We start from the raw sequence: 17,030 nt of genomic DNA on the forward strand, positions 1-17,030 counted from the left end.
TGCCTTCACTTGTTCCTTATTGAATCTCGCCATCGGTGCCATCCTCTCAAACCAGCCTTTCTTCTATTGTAATCGGGTTTGAGAGTTTACACAGAATATTTTACAGACTCCTTTTTTGTGTTTTATTTGGAAAGGAGATGAGTTGAATGAAAGCTTATGTCTATCTTATGCTGAAATCCGCACATTGGTCATGCCATGTAACCATTAAGCCTGAGGTGGACTCTTCCTTCTGGCAGGATGCGGAGAGATTGCTTTTATGGAGAATATCGCTTCCTCTGGGTATTGCCTTGGAGGTCGCTGAACGCTTTAATGGAGCGGTCACAGATACAAGGAATGGAGAAGAAATAGAAAATTGGGGAGTTATGAGACCGTCAAGGAGAAGTGCTCGATATTCAGTGTTGAATATTTTTAGAGCATGGCTTGATAGCAACAGAGTACGTCTGTGGAACGGGGGAAGGGAGGGAGCCGGCAAAAGGAGTGGGGCTGTTTTGAAGAGAAGGGGAGCGGGTATGGGAAGAGAGAATGAGCGACAGGTGATGATGAGTCGCTTAGAGGAGATAATCAGTCAAGCTGCTGGTTTGATGCTTGAGCAGGAAGGGCGGGCAGAGCAAATACCCGCCATGGACATGCGCGAAGCGCTCGCTGCGGATAGCCGCGAGCGCGGGGGAATGGCGCGCGGAGTGGAACGCGCGCCATTCCAGGCGCTTGCCGCCGCTGCACAGCAGGCGGCAGCGGCGCTGCAAGGCCGTGCGCTGCTGCGCAGCGAAGCGCACGCACTGCTTGAAGGGACAGCGCCTGCGGCAGCTGGCCCTGCCGTGGACAAGGACGCTGCGCTGCAGCTAGCGTCCTTGCGGGGCTTGATACAGCTGCGCAGCGCTGTATCAATGAGGGCCAGCCGCGAAGCAGGCTGGCCACAGCGCGCACAGCGCGGGCTTCGCTGCCTGCGTTGCGGCAGCGGAGAAGCGCAGCTGCACAAGACGCCCTGTGCAGCCTGCGGGCGAGAGTCATGCGCGTATTGCACCGCATGCCTCACAATGGGGCGCAGCCGCGAATGCGAGCTGCTTATATTAGGCGGAGCTGGCGCCGCCAGCAGCTCCGCTTCCAAGCTTTCGCCCCCAAAGCAGCGTCTCGCGCGCTGGGGGCTAAGCCCCGCTCAAGCAGCGGCAGCAGAGTCCGCGCTTCATTTTATTGAGCGTCCTGCTCCAAGCCGCTCATATTCTGAGTCGTCTCGCGATGCCCTAACCCGCATGCCGGACGCCTATCAAACCAGCTTCCTGTTATGGGCGGTCACTGGAGCTGGCAAAACAGAAATGACCTTTCCTCTTGTGGAATCGATTCTACTCCGCGGGGGCAAAGCTTTAATAGCTACGCCGCGAAGGGATGTTGTGCTGGAGCTCAATCCGCGCATTAGGAGGGCATTTCCAGAACACAGCGTGGTCACGCTGTATGGCGGCAGCGAGCAGCGGTGGGAGCAAGGAGATATTACGCTTGCGACGACGCATCAGCTGCTGAGGTTTAACCAAGCATTCGACTTAGTAATTTTAGACGAACTGGATGCTTTTCCATACCACAATGATCCCCAGCTTCATTATGCTGCGGATAAAAGCTGCTCCCCAACAGGAAGAAGCGTGTTACTTTCCGCAACACCTCCGACCGAGCTGCAGCAGCTTGCACGGCGGGGAAAGCTTGCCCATGCGAGAGTACCTGTACGTTTTCATCGCCACCCGCTCCCCGTTCCGAGGCTGCTCCGAACAACAAGAGTGGGACAAATGCTGGCAAGGCTTCAGCTTACGAGGCGGCTTCAAGAAGCGATGCTGTTTTCCTTGAAACGCGGAGCCCAGCTATTCGTTTTTGTACAGCGTATTTCGCAGGTCGAACGTATGGCAAAGCTGCTGCAGACGGTGCTTAAGCAACCCGAAGTAGCGGGCACCTCATCGCAGGATGCGGAGCGGGCCGACAAGGTTCAGCGTTTTCGAGCAGGAGAAATTCGTATTCTGGTGACGACTACAATTTTGGAGCGCGGGGTAACCATTCCAAGAAGCGATGTTTTTATTTTGGATGCAGACGGTCAGCTGTTTGATGAGGCCTCGCTTGTGCAGATGGCGGGGAGAGCCGGAAGATCCAGTGAGGACCCGAATGGCAATGTTATTTTTTGCGCCAAAGAACGCACCCGTTCACAGATGATGGCTGTCCATCATATTAAAAAGATGAATCGTATCGCACGAGCAAAAGGCTATCTCAGTTAGGGGATTGAGTATGATGGGGAAGTTTTGTAAAGGAGGCGTAAGTTGAGATGAACAGTATCACAATATATCGTTTAGGGCAGAAACTTGCTAATTATATGGGGAATACTTTGGGTTTGCTCGGCCCATCTGCCGAGCTCTGTCCATTATGCGGGAAAATCGCAAAGCCGCTACAGTCAGGGGCATTTGCTAAAGATCTAACGAAACAAAGAATATTGTCGACATCCTTTACAAAGCTGCTATGTGGAAATTGTTTGGAAAAAATTCCTTGGATACGAAGTGTAAAATGCCGAGTATGTGGTAGGGCTGTGGCGTGCCCTGACTGCATCAGGCGCAGTAATGCTGCCTTTGTTCTCAACAGGAGCGCGGTACAATATAGCGAGCAGATGCGAGAGCTTTTAGCTAAGTATAAATATCGGGGAAATGAATTGCTGGAGCCATATTTAGGAGAAATGCTGCTGCATCCTCTCACCGAGATGACTCGTGAGCTGACAGGAAGGCTTGGTATCCGAGCGGGAAGTCCGTGGTCTAATTTGTGGCACGCCATTACTTATGTGCCTGTTAGCGGCGAGAGGGCCGAAGAACGCGGTTTTAACCAGGCGGAAAGGCTGGCAGCATGGGTTTCTCGAAGCTGTGGGATCCCGCTAGTAAACTTATTGGCACGCCAAAAGCATTCAGCCAAGCAAAGCTTTAAAACACGCTCGGAGAGAATGCGAGATATGCAAAATATTTTTGAAGTTGAGCGGGAAGGGCTGGAATGTTGGGTTCAATCCTTGTCCAAGTCTGTCTCACAAAACGCATCGATGAGGCTGTTGCTTGTAGATGATATCTATACGACAGGAAGCACCATTCAAGCTTGCTCGGAGGCCATTCTTAGAAGGGTATCCTGCCCTTTAGAAATATACGCTCTAACTTGGGCGCGTTCCTGAAGCCTATTAGAAACGTATTCTAAGCCAATCTAATCCAATGTAAACAGCGTGTACCTTTGTTTTTCAATACACGCTGTAAAGCCCTTTTTGCTGTACAAATGACCTTATTGATATCGCATTATTTCTCAGACTCAGCTTTAGGAGGCTGTGAAATCCGCTCTTCTTCTGTTCCTTCTTCAATATACAAATAATCAGTAAAATCTTTAAAATGAATTTGCACATGATCTAAAAAACAATCTTGATCTGCTTGGATTTCATTTTCTAAAGCTTTCAGCTTGATTAGCAGTTGTTTGCTGATTGGAGGCTTAAACAATTCTTCTCCTTCATCGTAGCGTGACCACCATTTTTCGAATGTCTGAATCGTAAATGACTGATTAATAAAATGGCCGCAATGGTTGCACCATAACATTAATGCTTTATCACATTCAGCTTCTTCCGGTGTGAAAGAAGATTTGTATCCGCAGTGGGGACATTTGTTCATGAATCCTACCATTTTATCACCTTATTTCCTAAGTTCTGCTTTGAAAAAGTTGAAGTAATCTTTTTGAGCGCTTATCGGTTCATACTGGATGCCATTATCAGCCGGATGGGGCTGAGTGTGAATAGCTTTGAGCTCTTGAATATCTTTTGGTATTCCGCTTGGGAAAGCGGCGCATGATGTCGTTGAACGATCATCTCTATTAAAATGTTTGCAAAACACGCAAGGAATCGTTATATCCATAAGGGCCTCCTACCAGCCGGAACATTTATATCCGCCATATTGTTCATACCATTCCCATATTCTCGGATCTACAGGAACTCCAGTCATTTTTGCTGAAAATGTTTCTGCTATTAATTCAATGGGAAACCATTGTGTAGCATAGTTGCTTAAATTATTCGCGATATAGGAGGCTTCTCTATTGGATAGAATCGTCTGAGCGCCGTAATTATCAGGGTCCAGCATAGCTATACGGTAAAAGTCCGCTTCCCCTACATTTTGAAAATGCAGCCAGTGGCCCATTTCGTGCATAATGGTTCTTAACCGAAAGGGCGAAGACTTTTGGCCTGCTTCATATTCTGCCTGTGTAATGGTAGCTGCATTAGTAAAGTCATAGGTATTACTAATGACAACTTCGCCAGTTGAAGAATTAAAATAGCCATTGGCACCTCTGCCGCTTTTAATATTTACGGTAAGCGGAAATCTTTTGATCATGGTAGCAAACTCTCCACATTGATTTAACAGCATAGCCAGAGCTTCTGTTACATAATTGGCTGCATCAAGCTTGCGGGCAAAGTTGGTTTCGATGCCAAGATTCCGTGCCCACTCCTCGGCAGCAGCGACCGATGTAAAGGGCTGCCAGGTGACGGGAAGCTGTATCTCTCCTCCTACAGGCTCTGGGTGATTCGGTGTTTCTGGAAGAGGGTCAGGATAAGCACCTAAATCTGTTGTGCCATTGAGCACCAGGTTTACATGCTCGTCAGTAAGAAGGTGAAACATAATATCCAACGTATTTGACTTGCCTAGTGCTGTATGATATTCGAAATCGAAGGTAGTGCCTGCCGCAACGGGGTATGCTACTTGAAGATATAGGCCTTCTTCATAGCTTTTACAGTAAATACGTTTCGCTAGCGTTTTCCCGCCTATTGTAAGATTCCAGTAATCCTTCGGGTCAGCATTTGATGCGCGAATAGAAATAGCATAGAATTCAAGGTCGTTGGAAAAATAGAGTGTATCCTTAATCACTCTAGCGCCATTTTGCTTTGACGGTATGTTTATGGTTCTACCGATGAAGTTTGATGAAGGCTTGGTTGGATGAAAGGGTGGATCCAGCCTTCCGCCGACTATATATTGAGCGAACATGGTTATTCCCCCTCTGTAATAGTGATGACACGTTTGATAAAGCCCAACATCCATTGCCGAAAGTTGCAACAACCCTTGACCTGTGGTAACATAATGAATATAGTTAACAAAGCTATGTGTATTGTGGGTAAATATTAAAGTTTTTTAAGCAATCATTATGATGATTTATGCTATATGACCTAGAATAATAGCTTTCTGAAAAAGTTAGGCATACTCCTGGCATATCTTCTTAAGTTTGTTCATCGCACGAGAAGCATGGGACTTATTCAAATCTAATAGATTAGAAATTTCAGTCGGCTTCATGTCCATACCCTCTTCGGTAAATAGCATATATTCAATAATTTTGCGTTCTTGTGGAGTGAAGCGAACCTTGTTATTGAAATAATCATTTTTCACATCTGATAAGTCATAACCCACTTCTTCTGTTTTATATGAAAAGCTATCAACCGAAGTATTGTTTTCTTCATGTGCACCATCACAGAAGTTAACTAAAGTACTATGTTTGACGATCATTCTATTATTTTTGCGATAGTAGTCAAATACCGTTCTTTGAACAACCGTGTGAGCAAAAGTGAACAGGTTTTTATTTATTTTTCCTGTATGGATTGCATTCAATATACGCACGATAGACTCACTTTTAACATCAGCTCTGTCCTCGTAGCGTACATTTTTTAAAATATGGTTAAAAATAGGTGTGAGAGCGTTAATATCGAAGTTCTGTATGCTAATCATGTTCATTAGTAGATCCTCCAGCTATTCGTATTTGTGTATTCGAGCGCAGCAAAGCTAGGGATAGCAGTTCTGGTGTGTGCAGCACCATGACTGATCCTTGAAATTTTTATATTTTCATGTTGGTTGAATCCTTTTATAGGTATAAAGATGTACGCAGCAGAATGAGGGCTGTGTTTTTTGCGTTTTCCTCCCTTTTTCTCCTTATTATTAGTTGTCGGAGATAGTTATATAATAGTTGCGTCTGGTTTTCATTTATTTTTCCAAATAAGTAGATTTGAAACTTATAAATATGAATAAGTATTTTCTTTAATTTCCCCCTCTTTCTTTTCTTAAATATAGGATGTGTTATGTGAAGAGTACTTTTAATATCTAATTATAAAATGTTGGGTAATTTAAATACCTTTTTATTTAAAAAAAAGAGGAAAGGTAAGTCTTAGTATCTAGCCAAAACGCAATATTGATTCTAAGGTCATGGTTTTACTATTTTATATATCGGAAGGTCTGTTTGAAAATTGTATATGATACCGAAAAAATATATTTAAATAAAAATGGATTTTATCCAACTTTTAAGGAAATTGAAATAACTCAATTTGGAAACAAATGTTCTTATATTAATTTTAACACACGAACGTTTGTTCGGTCAATAGAGTGGTTTTCCTTCTATTTTGTTCGGAAGGAAGCTATTTTCCCTATATTGAAAGAAGGGGGGATTGTAGTGAAATGCATGTGTGGTCGATTTATTACACAGCAGGCCCGAGTGTTGGCCCGAGTGTATCAGACTCCGCCGGAGAAATGCATTCATTGTTTGTCGGAAGTGCTGTATATCTCTTATGAGGAGCTTTTAAATCAATATATGGGAATATACGATTGCAGACCTTGTGCTCAAGACAAGAAGAAGGAAGAATTACGCAGAAAGCTGCTAGGTTTAGGGTGAGTGTAATGGAAATAAAGAGGTGTACTTATGAACTTGTACGTCAAATGCATAAAATGCGAATTTCGCTACGTGACAGATAAGGCGAGGGAAAGCTTTGTGGCTGAGGGATTGCAAGGAGATGCGCTGCTATGTCTTCACTGTATCGGGGAATTAACCGGCAAAATGATGAATGCCATGGGATATCTCGTCAGATCCGAGGATATGGAGAGTCAACATACGAGAACGCAGGTTATACCTAGAACGTTGACCGGTTGTCGGCCATGCATGAAGCGGAGGGGCGGATAAATGCTTTTGCAGAGAGGAGGGAAACAATGGCTGATTTTAATTATACGCTTGGAGTGGTTGTGAGTGATGTCGACCGAATTGTTGATGCGGTTAAGCGTATCGAACAGGCGATGCATCATGCTTCTCCTGCCAGTATTGATGTTCTTCGTAGAAATAAGGAACAGCTTGAACGCTTGTTAGCCTTTATTATGGAGCAAACGGTCAGTTCGCAGCTCAGCTTACATGGTCTCATACAGGCGCATCGACAGTGTTTGCAAAGCTGCATTGATGCCGCCTATAACGATAAAAAAGACTATATTGGGAGGACTAGAATCGTATGACGATGACTTTTGGAGACATCTATCATGTGCTGAAAGAAATGCAGCAGGGTGTAAGCAATATGGATGTAGATTTGGAGCGAATGTTTCAGGATGAAGGCAAAGGCATCCTTTCAGATGAACTTTCCGCCATGCGTCAGAGCTACTTGAACCTTTACAATGCGGACGTTCGCCTAACTTTAAATCTGGATAGCGTCCGCAAACAAGTAGATGTTTGTATGAAAAATATGGATGTATTTTAGGAGCCTGCTATGGAGGAGTGAGTAACATGGCAACGAACAGCATTATTGATATGAATGAGTTAGATGGCGAAGTAGTCGCTGAGTTTACTCAGCAGCTGGTCGGTTCAGGTTTATTTATCTATAATGCCCATCATCCAAATGCCAGCCTTATTGTCGAGAATTTGGGTTTTGGAGATGTGTATGTAAGTGACAAAGAAGATATAAGGATTGGAGCCGATTCAATGCGCTTACTGTTTAGAGAACAGCTTGCGATTAGAGCAAACAAGTTATTTTTAACGTCCAACAGCCAGCCTGTTGTTTCTATTATTGAAGTAATGTGACGCTAATTTGAAAAATAATCATATTTAGTCGATTTGTACGCATGATGGTTATAAAGGAGCTTGCAACAGCTTATATTGTTTCACGAAGCATCACGAAATAGGATGTGACGCCCCAATAGCTAGATCTATTGAGGGAGAAAATAGAAGGAGGTTTTTTAAAATGGGAATTACAAAAAACAAGAAGATGTTGATTAAGGGTGCCGGCAAATTTATGGCGAAAATTCCGAATTGCGATGATCTCGTTACAATCGGCACGCTAAATAACATGAAGCTGGACATCCAGCTTGATATGCAGGATATTGAAGGTGGAGATTCGAGTGTAGCGCTCGACACCCTGCTTCGTAAGAAAACGATTGATATTACAGCCGAGTCTGCTAAATTCGATCTTAACCTTGTCCGCCTCGTCCTTGGTTCCAAGCTGCGTGAAGGTGTGACAGGATCAGCTTATAGCATGGTAACAGAAACGATTACGGTGCCATCGTCTGCGCCATATACAGCGCAGTTGTCTCAAGTTGCAGTAGCTTCTCCTGCTCCTAAAGCCTACGAAACGGTTGTAAACGGCCGTGATCTATCAATTGACGTTACGGTATCGGGCAAAGATGTTGATTTCGATATGGCGCTTGCTGGCAAAGTGGTTGTCATCGTATATGCAACTGCACTGCCAGGCACGACACATGATGCAGATGGCTTCATCTGGGTTCTGGAAGAAAAACATACCGTGAAGCAAAATGGCAGCAGCTTTGAGGCTGATCTGGTATTCGGCTCCTCCCTCAATGTGGATCCGCAAATTTCGGTTCGTACTTTGGCAGGCAATAAGCTGCTTAAGAAAACAACTAATGCCTCCCCTGGCGAATACGAGTATAAAGTATCTGGCGGCAAGCTGTCGTTTAACTCGGCATTGAAAGATGTAGATATTTATGTCAACTACAAACGCAATGAAGTTGTCGATATTTTGGATATTACAACGAAGGACATGCCTCTAACGGTTCATGTGGTTCATGACGGCCAATTTGAGCAAAAGGATGGCTCGATTCAAGGTTTTCAAACCGAATTGTTCCAATGCCGCGTAAAATCCAACTTTACCCTTGATGCCCAGCGTCAACAAGCTTCCACTCATAGTGTAACACTGACCGTTATCGATCCTGAACGTACGGACGGCAAGCTGGGAAGTATTAAGCGCTACGAAGTAGGTTCTGTACAAGGTATTGACTGCTAATAATTTCAAGGCCCTCCTCGGAGGGTCTTTTTTTTACAATCAGATTGTTAAATTCGCATTTCATTTACTTAGAATGATGGATGAGGTGACTGCAAGAACCTCTCCCTCCTTGCAGATCATCTACCTTTTATCAAACGTGGGAGAAATTAAAGGGGGCGTTTTGAATGAGTGAACGTGAAGCAGTAATTCCAAGAGCAAATGAAGAGGCGGAAGCAGCGGCGAAGGCTGTTGAGCAAGCACAAGAGGTTGAAGCGGAAGCAAAAGAAGAAGCGGCGAAAAAGCCAATTACGCAAGAGGAAGCAGATATTCGCGAGAAAGTCTTTTTTGAGGAGGACGAGAAGGTTCGGCTGCGTGATGGCAAAACCTATTCGATTCCACCACTCGGACTTAAAGATGCGCGCAAGCTGATGAAGAAGCTGAATACGATTGAATCTGGTGTCATTATTGCGAATTTGATTCCGGATGGCGACGATGACGAGGATCGTTATGATGAGCTTTTGAATGTTCTGCTAATGGCTTTCAAGCCCTACTACAGTTCAATGACTGTGGAGCATTTGGAAGAATACGTTGATCTAGATAACGCGAAAAAAATTATCGACTGCATGATTGGTCTGAATGGTTTAAAAAAGTCCATGTAACTACTGAGGTAGAGGAAGAAGAGTACGACAATAAGCCGCCAGTGGATTGGGCGAACATTTTCTTCAAGCTTGCACACTATTGTCAGCTGGATAAATATGACGTGTGGAAGCTGACCCTACCACAGCTGGGTTACTACCTTGAGCAATGCAATGAACACATACAGTTCACCATCAAAGTATCGACGATGTCCCTTGGCGGACTGTTCGGCGGGGGAGGTTCCTCTGATAACGACGAGCAGGGGGAAGTAGTCAAAAAAGATGGTACTTATGTAGAAGGTTATAAAGTCGCTGACGCAGAAGATATGAATTTTCTTGCCCAACTGCTATAAGCACGATTAGTCTCCTGTCTGCTCCTTCATGGAGGGGCGGGAGTTTTATTTTATAAAGGTGGTGAAAGCCAGTGGAAAATAGCCAATTAAATATAGTTTCAGAGTTAAACAAGTCTATCAATCATATGATGCGGTTTGGACAGGAACTGGAATCGCTAGATTCAAGATTCGGTCGGGTGGAAAGACGAATTGAGTCACTGCTGACATCTGCTAAATCGTTGAATAGTCAGGTTAATAAACAAGCAGGCAGCAGCTTGCGTGAGCAGTTGGATAATGAAATGAATGTTCTTATATCGAATAATGTATCCGCGATAAAGCAGAGTGGTAGCAACCCTGTTAGCTTAAGCCAGGATAAAGTTCGTCAAGCGTTCAACAAAGTGGAGAAAGAGCTGAATAGTGAGCTTCAGAAGCTTATGCGTAATATTCAAGTTGAAATGGATCCAGGCTATGCCATGGGGCAACGGATGTCGCTGAGTAGTAATGATTTTGATGAAGTAAGTAAAGAGTTAGCCAAATTGTTGAAGCGGCAGCTTGATTCATTGGCAGCCACGATTGATAAAAACAAAGAAAATCTAATTTCAGCACCAGCATTAGACGGGTTGGAAATGGAGATTAGTCAAGAGACATTGCGCGTAGTCATAGGGAAGATTAAACAGCAGATTCTTGGTATGATTAGCAACCCTGTGTTAGCCGGAACAAGCGCGCGTATTAGCATTTCTGCTGCTGATATGCATAAGGTTATTGTGAAGGCTGCTGAGAGATTAAAGCGGGCCTTCAATACGGTAGAAATAGAGGATCAACCTCTGGATACCGATGAAATAAAAGAACAGCTGTCAAAGATCCCGCAGGAGATTGAGCTGGGATTAGAAGAATATGTTGATGAAATTATTCTTGGCATAAACGAGGTTTTTAAAGAGGGGAAAGATCTATTTGCTGGCGAGCTAGGCAAGCGACTGCAGTCTATTTTAAACAGAGAGATTAGCGCGACTTTTAGTCAAATTAATCAATACGAAGCGGCAGGCAATGGAGGAAACACAAGGTTTGCGCTCAGAACCTATTTGGATCGAGTGACCCAAGCACTTGACCGCAAGCTGCTGCAAATAGTAGGAGAAGGCATTGAGGGTATCATTGGATATACAGAGGAAGCAAAGGTAGAGCCGTCTTTGCAGCTGAAGCGTTATCTGACCGTGCAAATGAATAGGCTGAATATCAGCCTTGTTCGAAAGATTCGCGAGCAGTTTGATGAACAGGTTAATTCTATTATTCGAGAGATAGAGACATCTTCAGGTAAAAATCAGCCGCTTAATATGAACCCAACAGGGAATGCAAATGCAAATCCTTCAACTAGTCAGCCTGCTGTTGCTCCTGCAGCAACGACAACAACAGCTGCTCCTGTGGCGGCAGTATCAGCAGCTCCGAGTAGTCCTGTTAGGAATGCTACAGACTTCTTAACATTAGCGAATCTAAAAGACCCGATGAAAATATTCAACCAGTCTATTGAAACCTATAAAACCTTACAAGTAGAACAAATGAAACTTATGCAGAGCTTCATGCTTAAAGATAATTTTCGGGTAGATGATAACGGAAATCCATCTGGTATGGCAAACAAGACGCTAATAGATAATGTAATGAAAGAAATGAATACTTTTATTAATGCTGCCGCAGTTAGGTACGGTATTAGTCGTGAAAACGTGAGCCAAACGGTTGGTGCTGCTGCTAGTTATTATTCTGATCCAGCAGAAATCAAGAAAATGAGCCAAATAGCTTGGGACATGCAAAGTATTGCAGGTGGAACTGGAAAGACTAATGTGGCGGGAATGGAATCACTTCTCCAGCAATTCGGTTTGGAGGTTGCAGATGCACAGAAGCAAATTGCTGAGCCGGCTGTAGTGATTTCAAACAAAACTAACATTCCTATTGATCAATTGCTGGATATCACCAAGCGTTCGAGGATTAACAAAGATAATTCGGATATTAGCCCTGCATTGGCTTTATTAATGACAGGTGCAGCATTGGAACCCAACCTGGTTAAAGGGCTTAATACGGGCTATAACCCTAATTTACTTGCGAGTAACAATAAGAATAATGTGTACACCACGATTTTCAATGAACTGCAATCAGATAAGGCGAAGTTCAAGCTGGAAGAGCTAGGAGTTAGAACGAGTGTTAAGGATGTAAAGTCGGGAGAGATAATAAACAAAACGAGCGAGGAAATTTTTGAAGAACTCGTTGAAGCATTGCGTAATCAGGGGGATACTGTGAGGAATGAAACCCTGGATACTATTCTTGGTAAGACAGGCAGCTCCTCAGATGCTGATATGATGCGTGAGGTTATGAATCGTTTGCTTGAACTTGATGAAACAACGCAGCAATTTATCAGTGATCCAGATAGTAAAGCATATAACCAAATGCTGCAGCAATCTTTAGATAATCCATTAGTAAATGCAAATCGAGCGATGGAAAGTATATCTATAGCTTTTGGTACGGTGATTGATGGAATGGCACCGAGTATAAAAAAGTTATCAACGGTTATTACGAATTTAGCCAATAATGTTTCTAAAAATGCAGAACTGTTTCATAAGTTTGGCGATGTACTTTCTAGTGTTTTGTTGGGAATGCTGTTGATTAAAGGATTAAAATGGGGCGCTAGTAAATCTGGCATAGGCGAGGAAATGAACGTTCAGAAACGAAAAGGAAGTATGGCCTACATGCTGAAAGATTTGAATGCCAGTGGGCTTATAAGTGACGATTTAAAAAAAACGAGTCTTAAAAATATAGGGTTAATGCAAAAAAGCCCAGAATTAGATGCTTACATTCGAAGTGTTCGAGATATGACAGTTAGCCAAAAACAGCACTTTAAAAATTATCTTACGGAAATGAAAATAGATGTAAAAGATATTCCAACACTCTTTACGGCGATGGATGAAGCGAAAAATTGGAAGGCCAACACTCCACTAACGGATGATGAAAAGTTCGAGCGTCAGAGACAGATTAATAATCGCATTAAAAATAGCCCGGAGCTATCCGGCCAATTTAATTCAAACTTCCTAAATCAATTGAACGCTAGTACCAGCGATCAGAATCGCTATAATAGTACGAGAATTTGGTCACCTGATTTTGAAAGAGCCACTAACCGAATGACATCTATGTCACCAACACAATATAAATCGTTTGAGAGCCATCTTAGCGAGAGAAGTCGAAATGGATTGCCCCAAATTAACAATTATAGTGAATTGACTCAAGTGTTGGGTGAGTTTGATCAGCAGCAGCGTCAAGTAGAAGCTACTGCAAGACAGTCGAGCACCGCTTTTGGCAGTTTATCTCATGCGTTGCGCGGCTTAAATCTTGAAATGACGAAATCACAGCGCATGGGTAATGGGCTTAAAAACTTTCTGAAAGATATTCCAAGTTTGGCTAAGGGTGCAGGTAAATCTATTGCAGGTTTAGCTGCGAATATTGCGGGTATGGGGTTAGAAATGCTTGCCGCCGTCGTGTTTGGAGAAGGCTTGAAGGCAGTAGCCTGGGAGGCTACTGCAACCACTCGGGAGAAACAACAGGCTATTATTGATACTCGCAATGGTAACGAACAGGCATTAATTAATACTATTTATGCTACTGAGGAAGGCAATGATAGTATGAAAGCTAGGGGAGTCGCTGCTGCACTTAGAATAGAGGATTTTTTAAACACGATTGATAAAATGTTTGGGGCAACTCCTTCTCACAGTGGATTTAAGGGTGACGATGGTGTTGATAGCAATATGAAGAGTATAACTGATTACTATAAAAATAAAGGAGCGCAATTTAGCGGCATTGAAGGTTTTTTTGACTATCTAAAACAAGAAGGTAGAACAGTTGAAGATGCGGTTGCAGAGTGGAATGTAAACACAGGGAGAAAGGATGAAACCGATAAAATTCGTCAGGCTGCATCTAATTTAGATTTCAAGAATAACCTAGTAAGTCAGGCGGAAGAAGAGAGTTTGCAAAGAAAAAATAAGGAGAGTTACGAAGCTGAACTAATAAATGGTACTGCTGATATAGCGACCATCAGTGAAGAAAGTGTAGCAAGAAGAATAGAAGAAGGTCTACAGGAAAAGAAAAATCTTAATGCAATTGAAACAATAGATGAGTTACCAGAACTCAAAACAACAAAATTTGATAGCTATCTGTATAAGAAGGGAGCCCAAGCTAGAAGACTTGAAAATGTATATAAAAAAGAATTGGATATTCTTGATGAAAGTATTGAATCAGCTCAAAAAATATTAGAAAGCACGAATGAAAATTCATTTGAGTATCAAGAGGCTCTGAAAAATAAAAATAATTTAGAAGAAATTAAAGTGGCTATAGAGGCGAAATTTGAACCGATTATAAAAACTGAACTGAAAAATCAGGAGCAAGAAATCGTTCGTGAGAAGATGGGCAAAGTAAACCGAAATGTCCAGGAAATTGGTCTGAAAACTCAGGCAAAAGAGTTAGAAGCTGCTTTTCAAATGGATACCGAATCACAAAGCTATTTGAATAAAATGAAGGAAATCACTTCAAATAAAATAGCCTCTTTAAAAGTAGAATTGGCTAAGCTAAAAGCAATTACAGCAACGGGTGACCAGTCTGAGGAACTGGCCTCCAGTATTTTGCAAATGCAAAACTCGATTAGCGGTGAGCAAGTCAAACTTAAAGAATATGCGCTCGCCTCTATCGGCATTGGCAGAGAAAATATTAACGACAATAGCTCGCAAAGAGAAAATGACTTGCTTGCGCTTAAAGTTAAGCTAGGAAATCCAACGGATGATTCTGCCCTATTGCGCAATAAGCGCATTGCTAATGCCAAAACTGAGATTTCAGAAATCTCGAATGTCATTACGGATCTCAAGGGCAGGCTGCCAAGTGCCAGTGTAGAAGAAACAGATAAAATCAATACAGAGATTCGCGATTTGCAAAAACAATCTTTGCAAGCGCAGCTTGGAATATTGGATGAAATGAAATCCTCGGCGGGCACGTTCAACATGCCAAATGGCGTTCAAGCCATGTCACGATATGAATATCTCACCAGAGGTAATACGCATAATTCCACGACAATCGGAACGGGAGATGTCACGGTTAATATTACACTTCCAAATGTAACAAACGGTACGACTGCAAGCCAGCTGCAGGCAATTGGGCAATCATTAGGCCAAGGTTTGTCTGTAGGACGCGTTGGTAATTTGCGCAATCAGATGGCTATGAATCCTGGCAACTACCGATTGCTATAAATCACGGCAGCTACCGTTAGAACAAGCGCTCCCCGCCTTATAATGAGGTGGGGAAATTTATTTTAAGGAGGCGGAGAAATGACACAACAGAATAACCTCTTATCAGAGGATTCCATATATAAGAAAAAGCTGTTTTACGATAATGGCATTCGTTTTACAGAGGTTAAAGCCAAGCTTATTACGGAGTATAAGCCGCCAACGCCTGTTCTAAAAACGCAGGTGAATCAAACGCTGGCTTCTTCATCCGGACTTGTTCAAAATGGCACCTCGCATTATAGTGCAACGCTGACCCTCTTATTTTATTCCAAAAAAGAGTATGCGGATTGGATTCAATATGTAGGTACACAGCATAAGTATTACGATGAAAAAGGTACGATTTATTTAGGCATTATAACTGGAGAACCGGATGTCAAAACAGCCGAGATGGAAAGCAAGTACATTGTAACCGCAGCGCTTTCTCTCATCCGCAAGCAGGAGTTCGAATATCGTTACCAGACGCAATTTATTGATACAGACCGCCACTGGGCAAAAGATTATATTGATGAAATGCAGCAGATGGGGCTCATTTCTACGAATTGGGAAAGTGACGGCGAAGCAGTCGCGTATTTCCGGCCTAACGACCCTGCAACTAGAGCAGAGGCGGTTTCCTTGCTCATGCGAACTTACAGCTATATAGATAAATTGCTGAGGGGGTACTAGGTATGAAAAGATGGATAGATGTAGATCCGCTTGACTGGTTTTACAGGGATACACTCGTAGCCACCCGGCTGAAGACAGATGCTACAGGAGAAGTGGATGTTTTGGCAGGGATGACCTATAACAAGTTTGTGGATGGCTATGAAAGAATGATCAAGCGGTTTATAACCATTGAAGGACAGCAGGAGTTTCTTGTGCCCGATTATAAATACCATGTGGATAATCCTTTATTTGTGCTGGTAGGTGGCGTCGAAATTATGCCTGAGAAGGTGGAAACAGGCAAGGTTACGATGTCCAATCCAATGACTGCAGGGATTGAAGTGTTATGTGTCGCTTATGGCAGACCAGAGATGAAGCGAATTGGCTGTCTGGATACCCCTTATACAGGCTGCTCGGATTTTAGATTGCCTTCTGCGGAGTTGAAGCATAAGTCGACCTATTTTTTCAGCATGAACTATAAGCCTGAAACCTGTACGGTGATGGGCATTAAGCTGAAGCGCAAAATCATTACGATACAAACGGGCGAGGATGCGGATCTCAAAATAAGAAATGCCGTTAATTTTAAACGGGATGTGTTTGTTATTCACAAGGGTAAAGTTTATTTGCCTTATATGTATAATGGATTCCCGGCTGTTGTTGGCTATAATGCGAAAATCGATGGAGTGAATAGACGGACGGCCGAGACCGTAATTGTAGATTCAAGCTGTATAGCTTTGAATGATCGTTTTTTCCCTGCTGTACGGATTCGAAGAGGGGACTTCTTTGCGCTTATGGGCCGCCTTTACGAGAATCTTCATAATCGCTATACAGATCGGGCTTTTTCATACAATGTTTCCCCTGATCGCGTCATTGTGGATCGGGCGGACATAGAAGAGAATTGGTACAGAAATGATGTTTTGACGCTGCTGAATGAGCGTTTTCATGATGGCTGCTTTGTTTTTCCCTTGTACGCGGATGATAAGTTTGAACCGGAAGCATGCATAACTCGGGCCGAGGCAGTAACCTACTTGAATCGTTTCATTGAATGGATAACAGAGAAATATAGATAAAGGCAGGTGATAAA

16 protein-coding genes are annotated in these 17,030 nt (G+C 43.1%); 12 read left to right on the top strand and 4 right to left on the bottom strand.

Annotated features, from left to right (window positions below; genetic code table 11):
- The first annotated feature begins 488 nt into the window (after positions 1 to 488).
- Both AC50YG_RS30945 and AC50YG_RS30950 read left to right on the top strand, forming a co-directional pair.
- Complete coding sequence (locus tag AC50YG_RS30945; protein WP_494832593.1) at positions 489 to 2,246, top strand: ATP-dependent helicase ComFA; 1,758 nt, start codon at positions 489 to 491, stop codon at positions 2,244 to 2,246.
- A gap of 47 nt (positions 2,247 to 2,293) precedes the next feature.
- Complete coding sequence (locus AC50YG_RS30950) at positions 2,294 to 3,172, top strand: ComFC family protein (protein ID WP_494832595.1); 879 nt, start codon at positions 2,294 to 2,296, stop codon at positions 3,170 to 3,172.
- 118 nt (positions 3,173 to 3,290) lie between these two features.
- Here the strand turns inward: AC50YG_RS30950 and AC50YG_RS30955 are convergent, their stop codons facing one another.
- The 4 genes from AC50YG_RS30955 to AC50YG_RS30970 form a co-directional block, all read right to left on the bottom strand.
- Entirely contained in the window at positions 3,291 to 3,665 is a 375-nt protein-coding gene (locus AC50YG_RS30955; RefSeq protein WP_494832597.1) for a hypothetical protein, read from the bottom strand.
- Positions 3,666 to 3,674: 9 nt separating this feature from the next.
- Positions 3,675 to 3,893, bottom strand: a complete 219-nt coding sequence (locus AC50YG_RS30960) for a hypothetical protein (RefSeq protein WP_494832599.1) — start codon at positions 3,891 to 3,893, stop codon at positions 3,675 to 3,677.
- Between the two features lie 9 nt (positions 3,894 to 3,902).
- The gene (locus AC50YG_RS30965) at positions 3,903 to 5,012 is read right to left on the bottom strand and encodes a DUF8551 domain-containing protein (RefSeq protein ID WP_494832601.1); all 1,110 of its coding nucleotides are present in this window, start codon (positions 5,010 to 5,012) and stop codon (positions 3,903 to 3,905) included.
- 204 nt (positions 5,013 to 5,216) lie between these two features.
- Positions 5,217 to 5,750, bottom strand: a complete 534-nt coding sequence (locus AC50YG_RS30970) for a sigma-70 family RNA polymerase sigma factor (RefSeq protein ID WP_494832603.1) — start codon at positions 5,748 to 5,750, stop codon at positions 5,217 to 5,219.
- A gap of 499 nt (positions 5,751 to 6,249) precedes the next feature.
- On the opposite strand from AC50YG_RS30970, the gene AC50YG_RS30975 reads away from it, so the two are divergent.
- From AC50YG_RS30975 to AC50YG_RS31020, 10 genes are all read left to right on the top strand, one after another.
- Complete coding sequence (locus AC50YG_RS30975) at positions 6,250 to 6,678, top strand: hypothetical protein (protein ID WP_494832605.1); 429 nt, start codon at positions 6,250 to 6,252, stop codon at positions 6,676 to 6,678.
- Positions 6,679 to 6,989: 311 nt separating this feature from the next.
- Positions 6,990 to 7,283, top strand: a complete 294-nt coding sequence (locus AC50YG_RS30980; protein WP_494832609.1) for a hypothetical protein — start codon at positions 6,990 to 6,992, stop codon at positions 7,281 to 7,283.
- Positions 7,280 to 7,522 carry a hypothetical protein gene (locus AC50YG_RS30985; protein ID WP_494832612.1) on the top strand — a complete coding sequence of 81 codons (243 nt, stop codon included), beginning with the start codon at positions 7,280 to 7,282 and terminating at the stop codon, positions 7,520 to 7,522. The genes AC50YG_RS30980 and AC50YG_RS30985 overlap by 4 nt, the downstream gene beginning before the upstream one ends.
- 26 nt (positions 7,523 to 7,548) lie before the next feature.
- Positions 7,549 to 7,842 carry a hypothetical protein gene (locus tag AC50YG_RS30990; RefSeq protein ID WP_494832615.1) on the top strand — a complete coding sequence of 98 codons (294 nt, stop codon included), beginning with the start codon at positions 7,549 to 7,551 and terminating at the stop codon, positions 7,840 to 7,842.
- Positions 7,843 to 8,002: 160 nt separating this feature from the next.
- Positions 8,003 to 9,058 carry a YomU family phage tail tube protein gene (locus AC50YG_RS30995; RefSeq protein ID WP_494832617.1) on the top strand — a complete coding sequence of 352 codons (1,056 nt, stop codon included), beginning with the start codon at positions 8,003 to 8,005 and terminating at the stop codon, positions 9,056 to 9,058.
- 164 nt (positions 9,059 to 9,222) lie between these two features.
- Positions 9,223 to 9,696 (top strand): DNA polymerase III subunit gamma/tau, encoded by a 474-nt coding sequence (locus AC50YG_RS31000; protein WP_494832619.1) that lies wholly within the window; start codon positions 9,223 to 9,225, stop codon positions 9,694 to 9,696.
- Positions 9,697 to 9,737: 41 nt separating this feature from the next.
- Entirely contained in the window at positions 9,738 to 10,025 is a 288-nt protein-coding gene (locus tag AC50YG_RS31005) for a hypothetical protein (protein WP_494832621.1), read from the top strand.
- Positions 10,026 to 10,096: 71 nt separating this feature from the next.
- On the top strand, positions 10,097 to 15,271 hold the full coding sequence (locus AC50YG_RS31010; protein WP_494832623.1) for a hypothetical protein: 5,175 nt from the start codon (positions 10,097 to 10,099) through the stop codon (positions 15,269 to 15,271).
- 78 nt (positions 15,272 to 15,349) lie between these two features.
- On the top strand, positions 15,350 to 15,970 hold the full coding sequence (locus tag AC50YG_RS31015) for an S-layer homology domain-containing protein (protein WP_494832624.1): 621 nt from the start codon (positions 15,350 to 15,352) through the stop codon (positions 15,968 to 15,970).
- Positions 15,971 to 15,972: 2 nt separating this feature from the next.
- Positions 15,973 to 17,016, top strand: a complete 1,044-nt coding sequence (locus AC50YG_RS31020; protein ID WP_494832626.1) for a hypothetical protein — start codon at positions 15,973 to 15,975, stop codon at positions 17,014 to 17,016.
- Positions 17,017 to 17,030: the final 14 nt, after the last annotated feature.

Source organism: Paenibacillus sp. J31R34 (assembly GCF_059383715.1).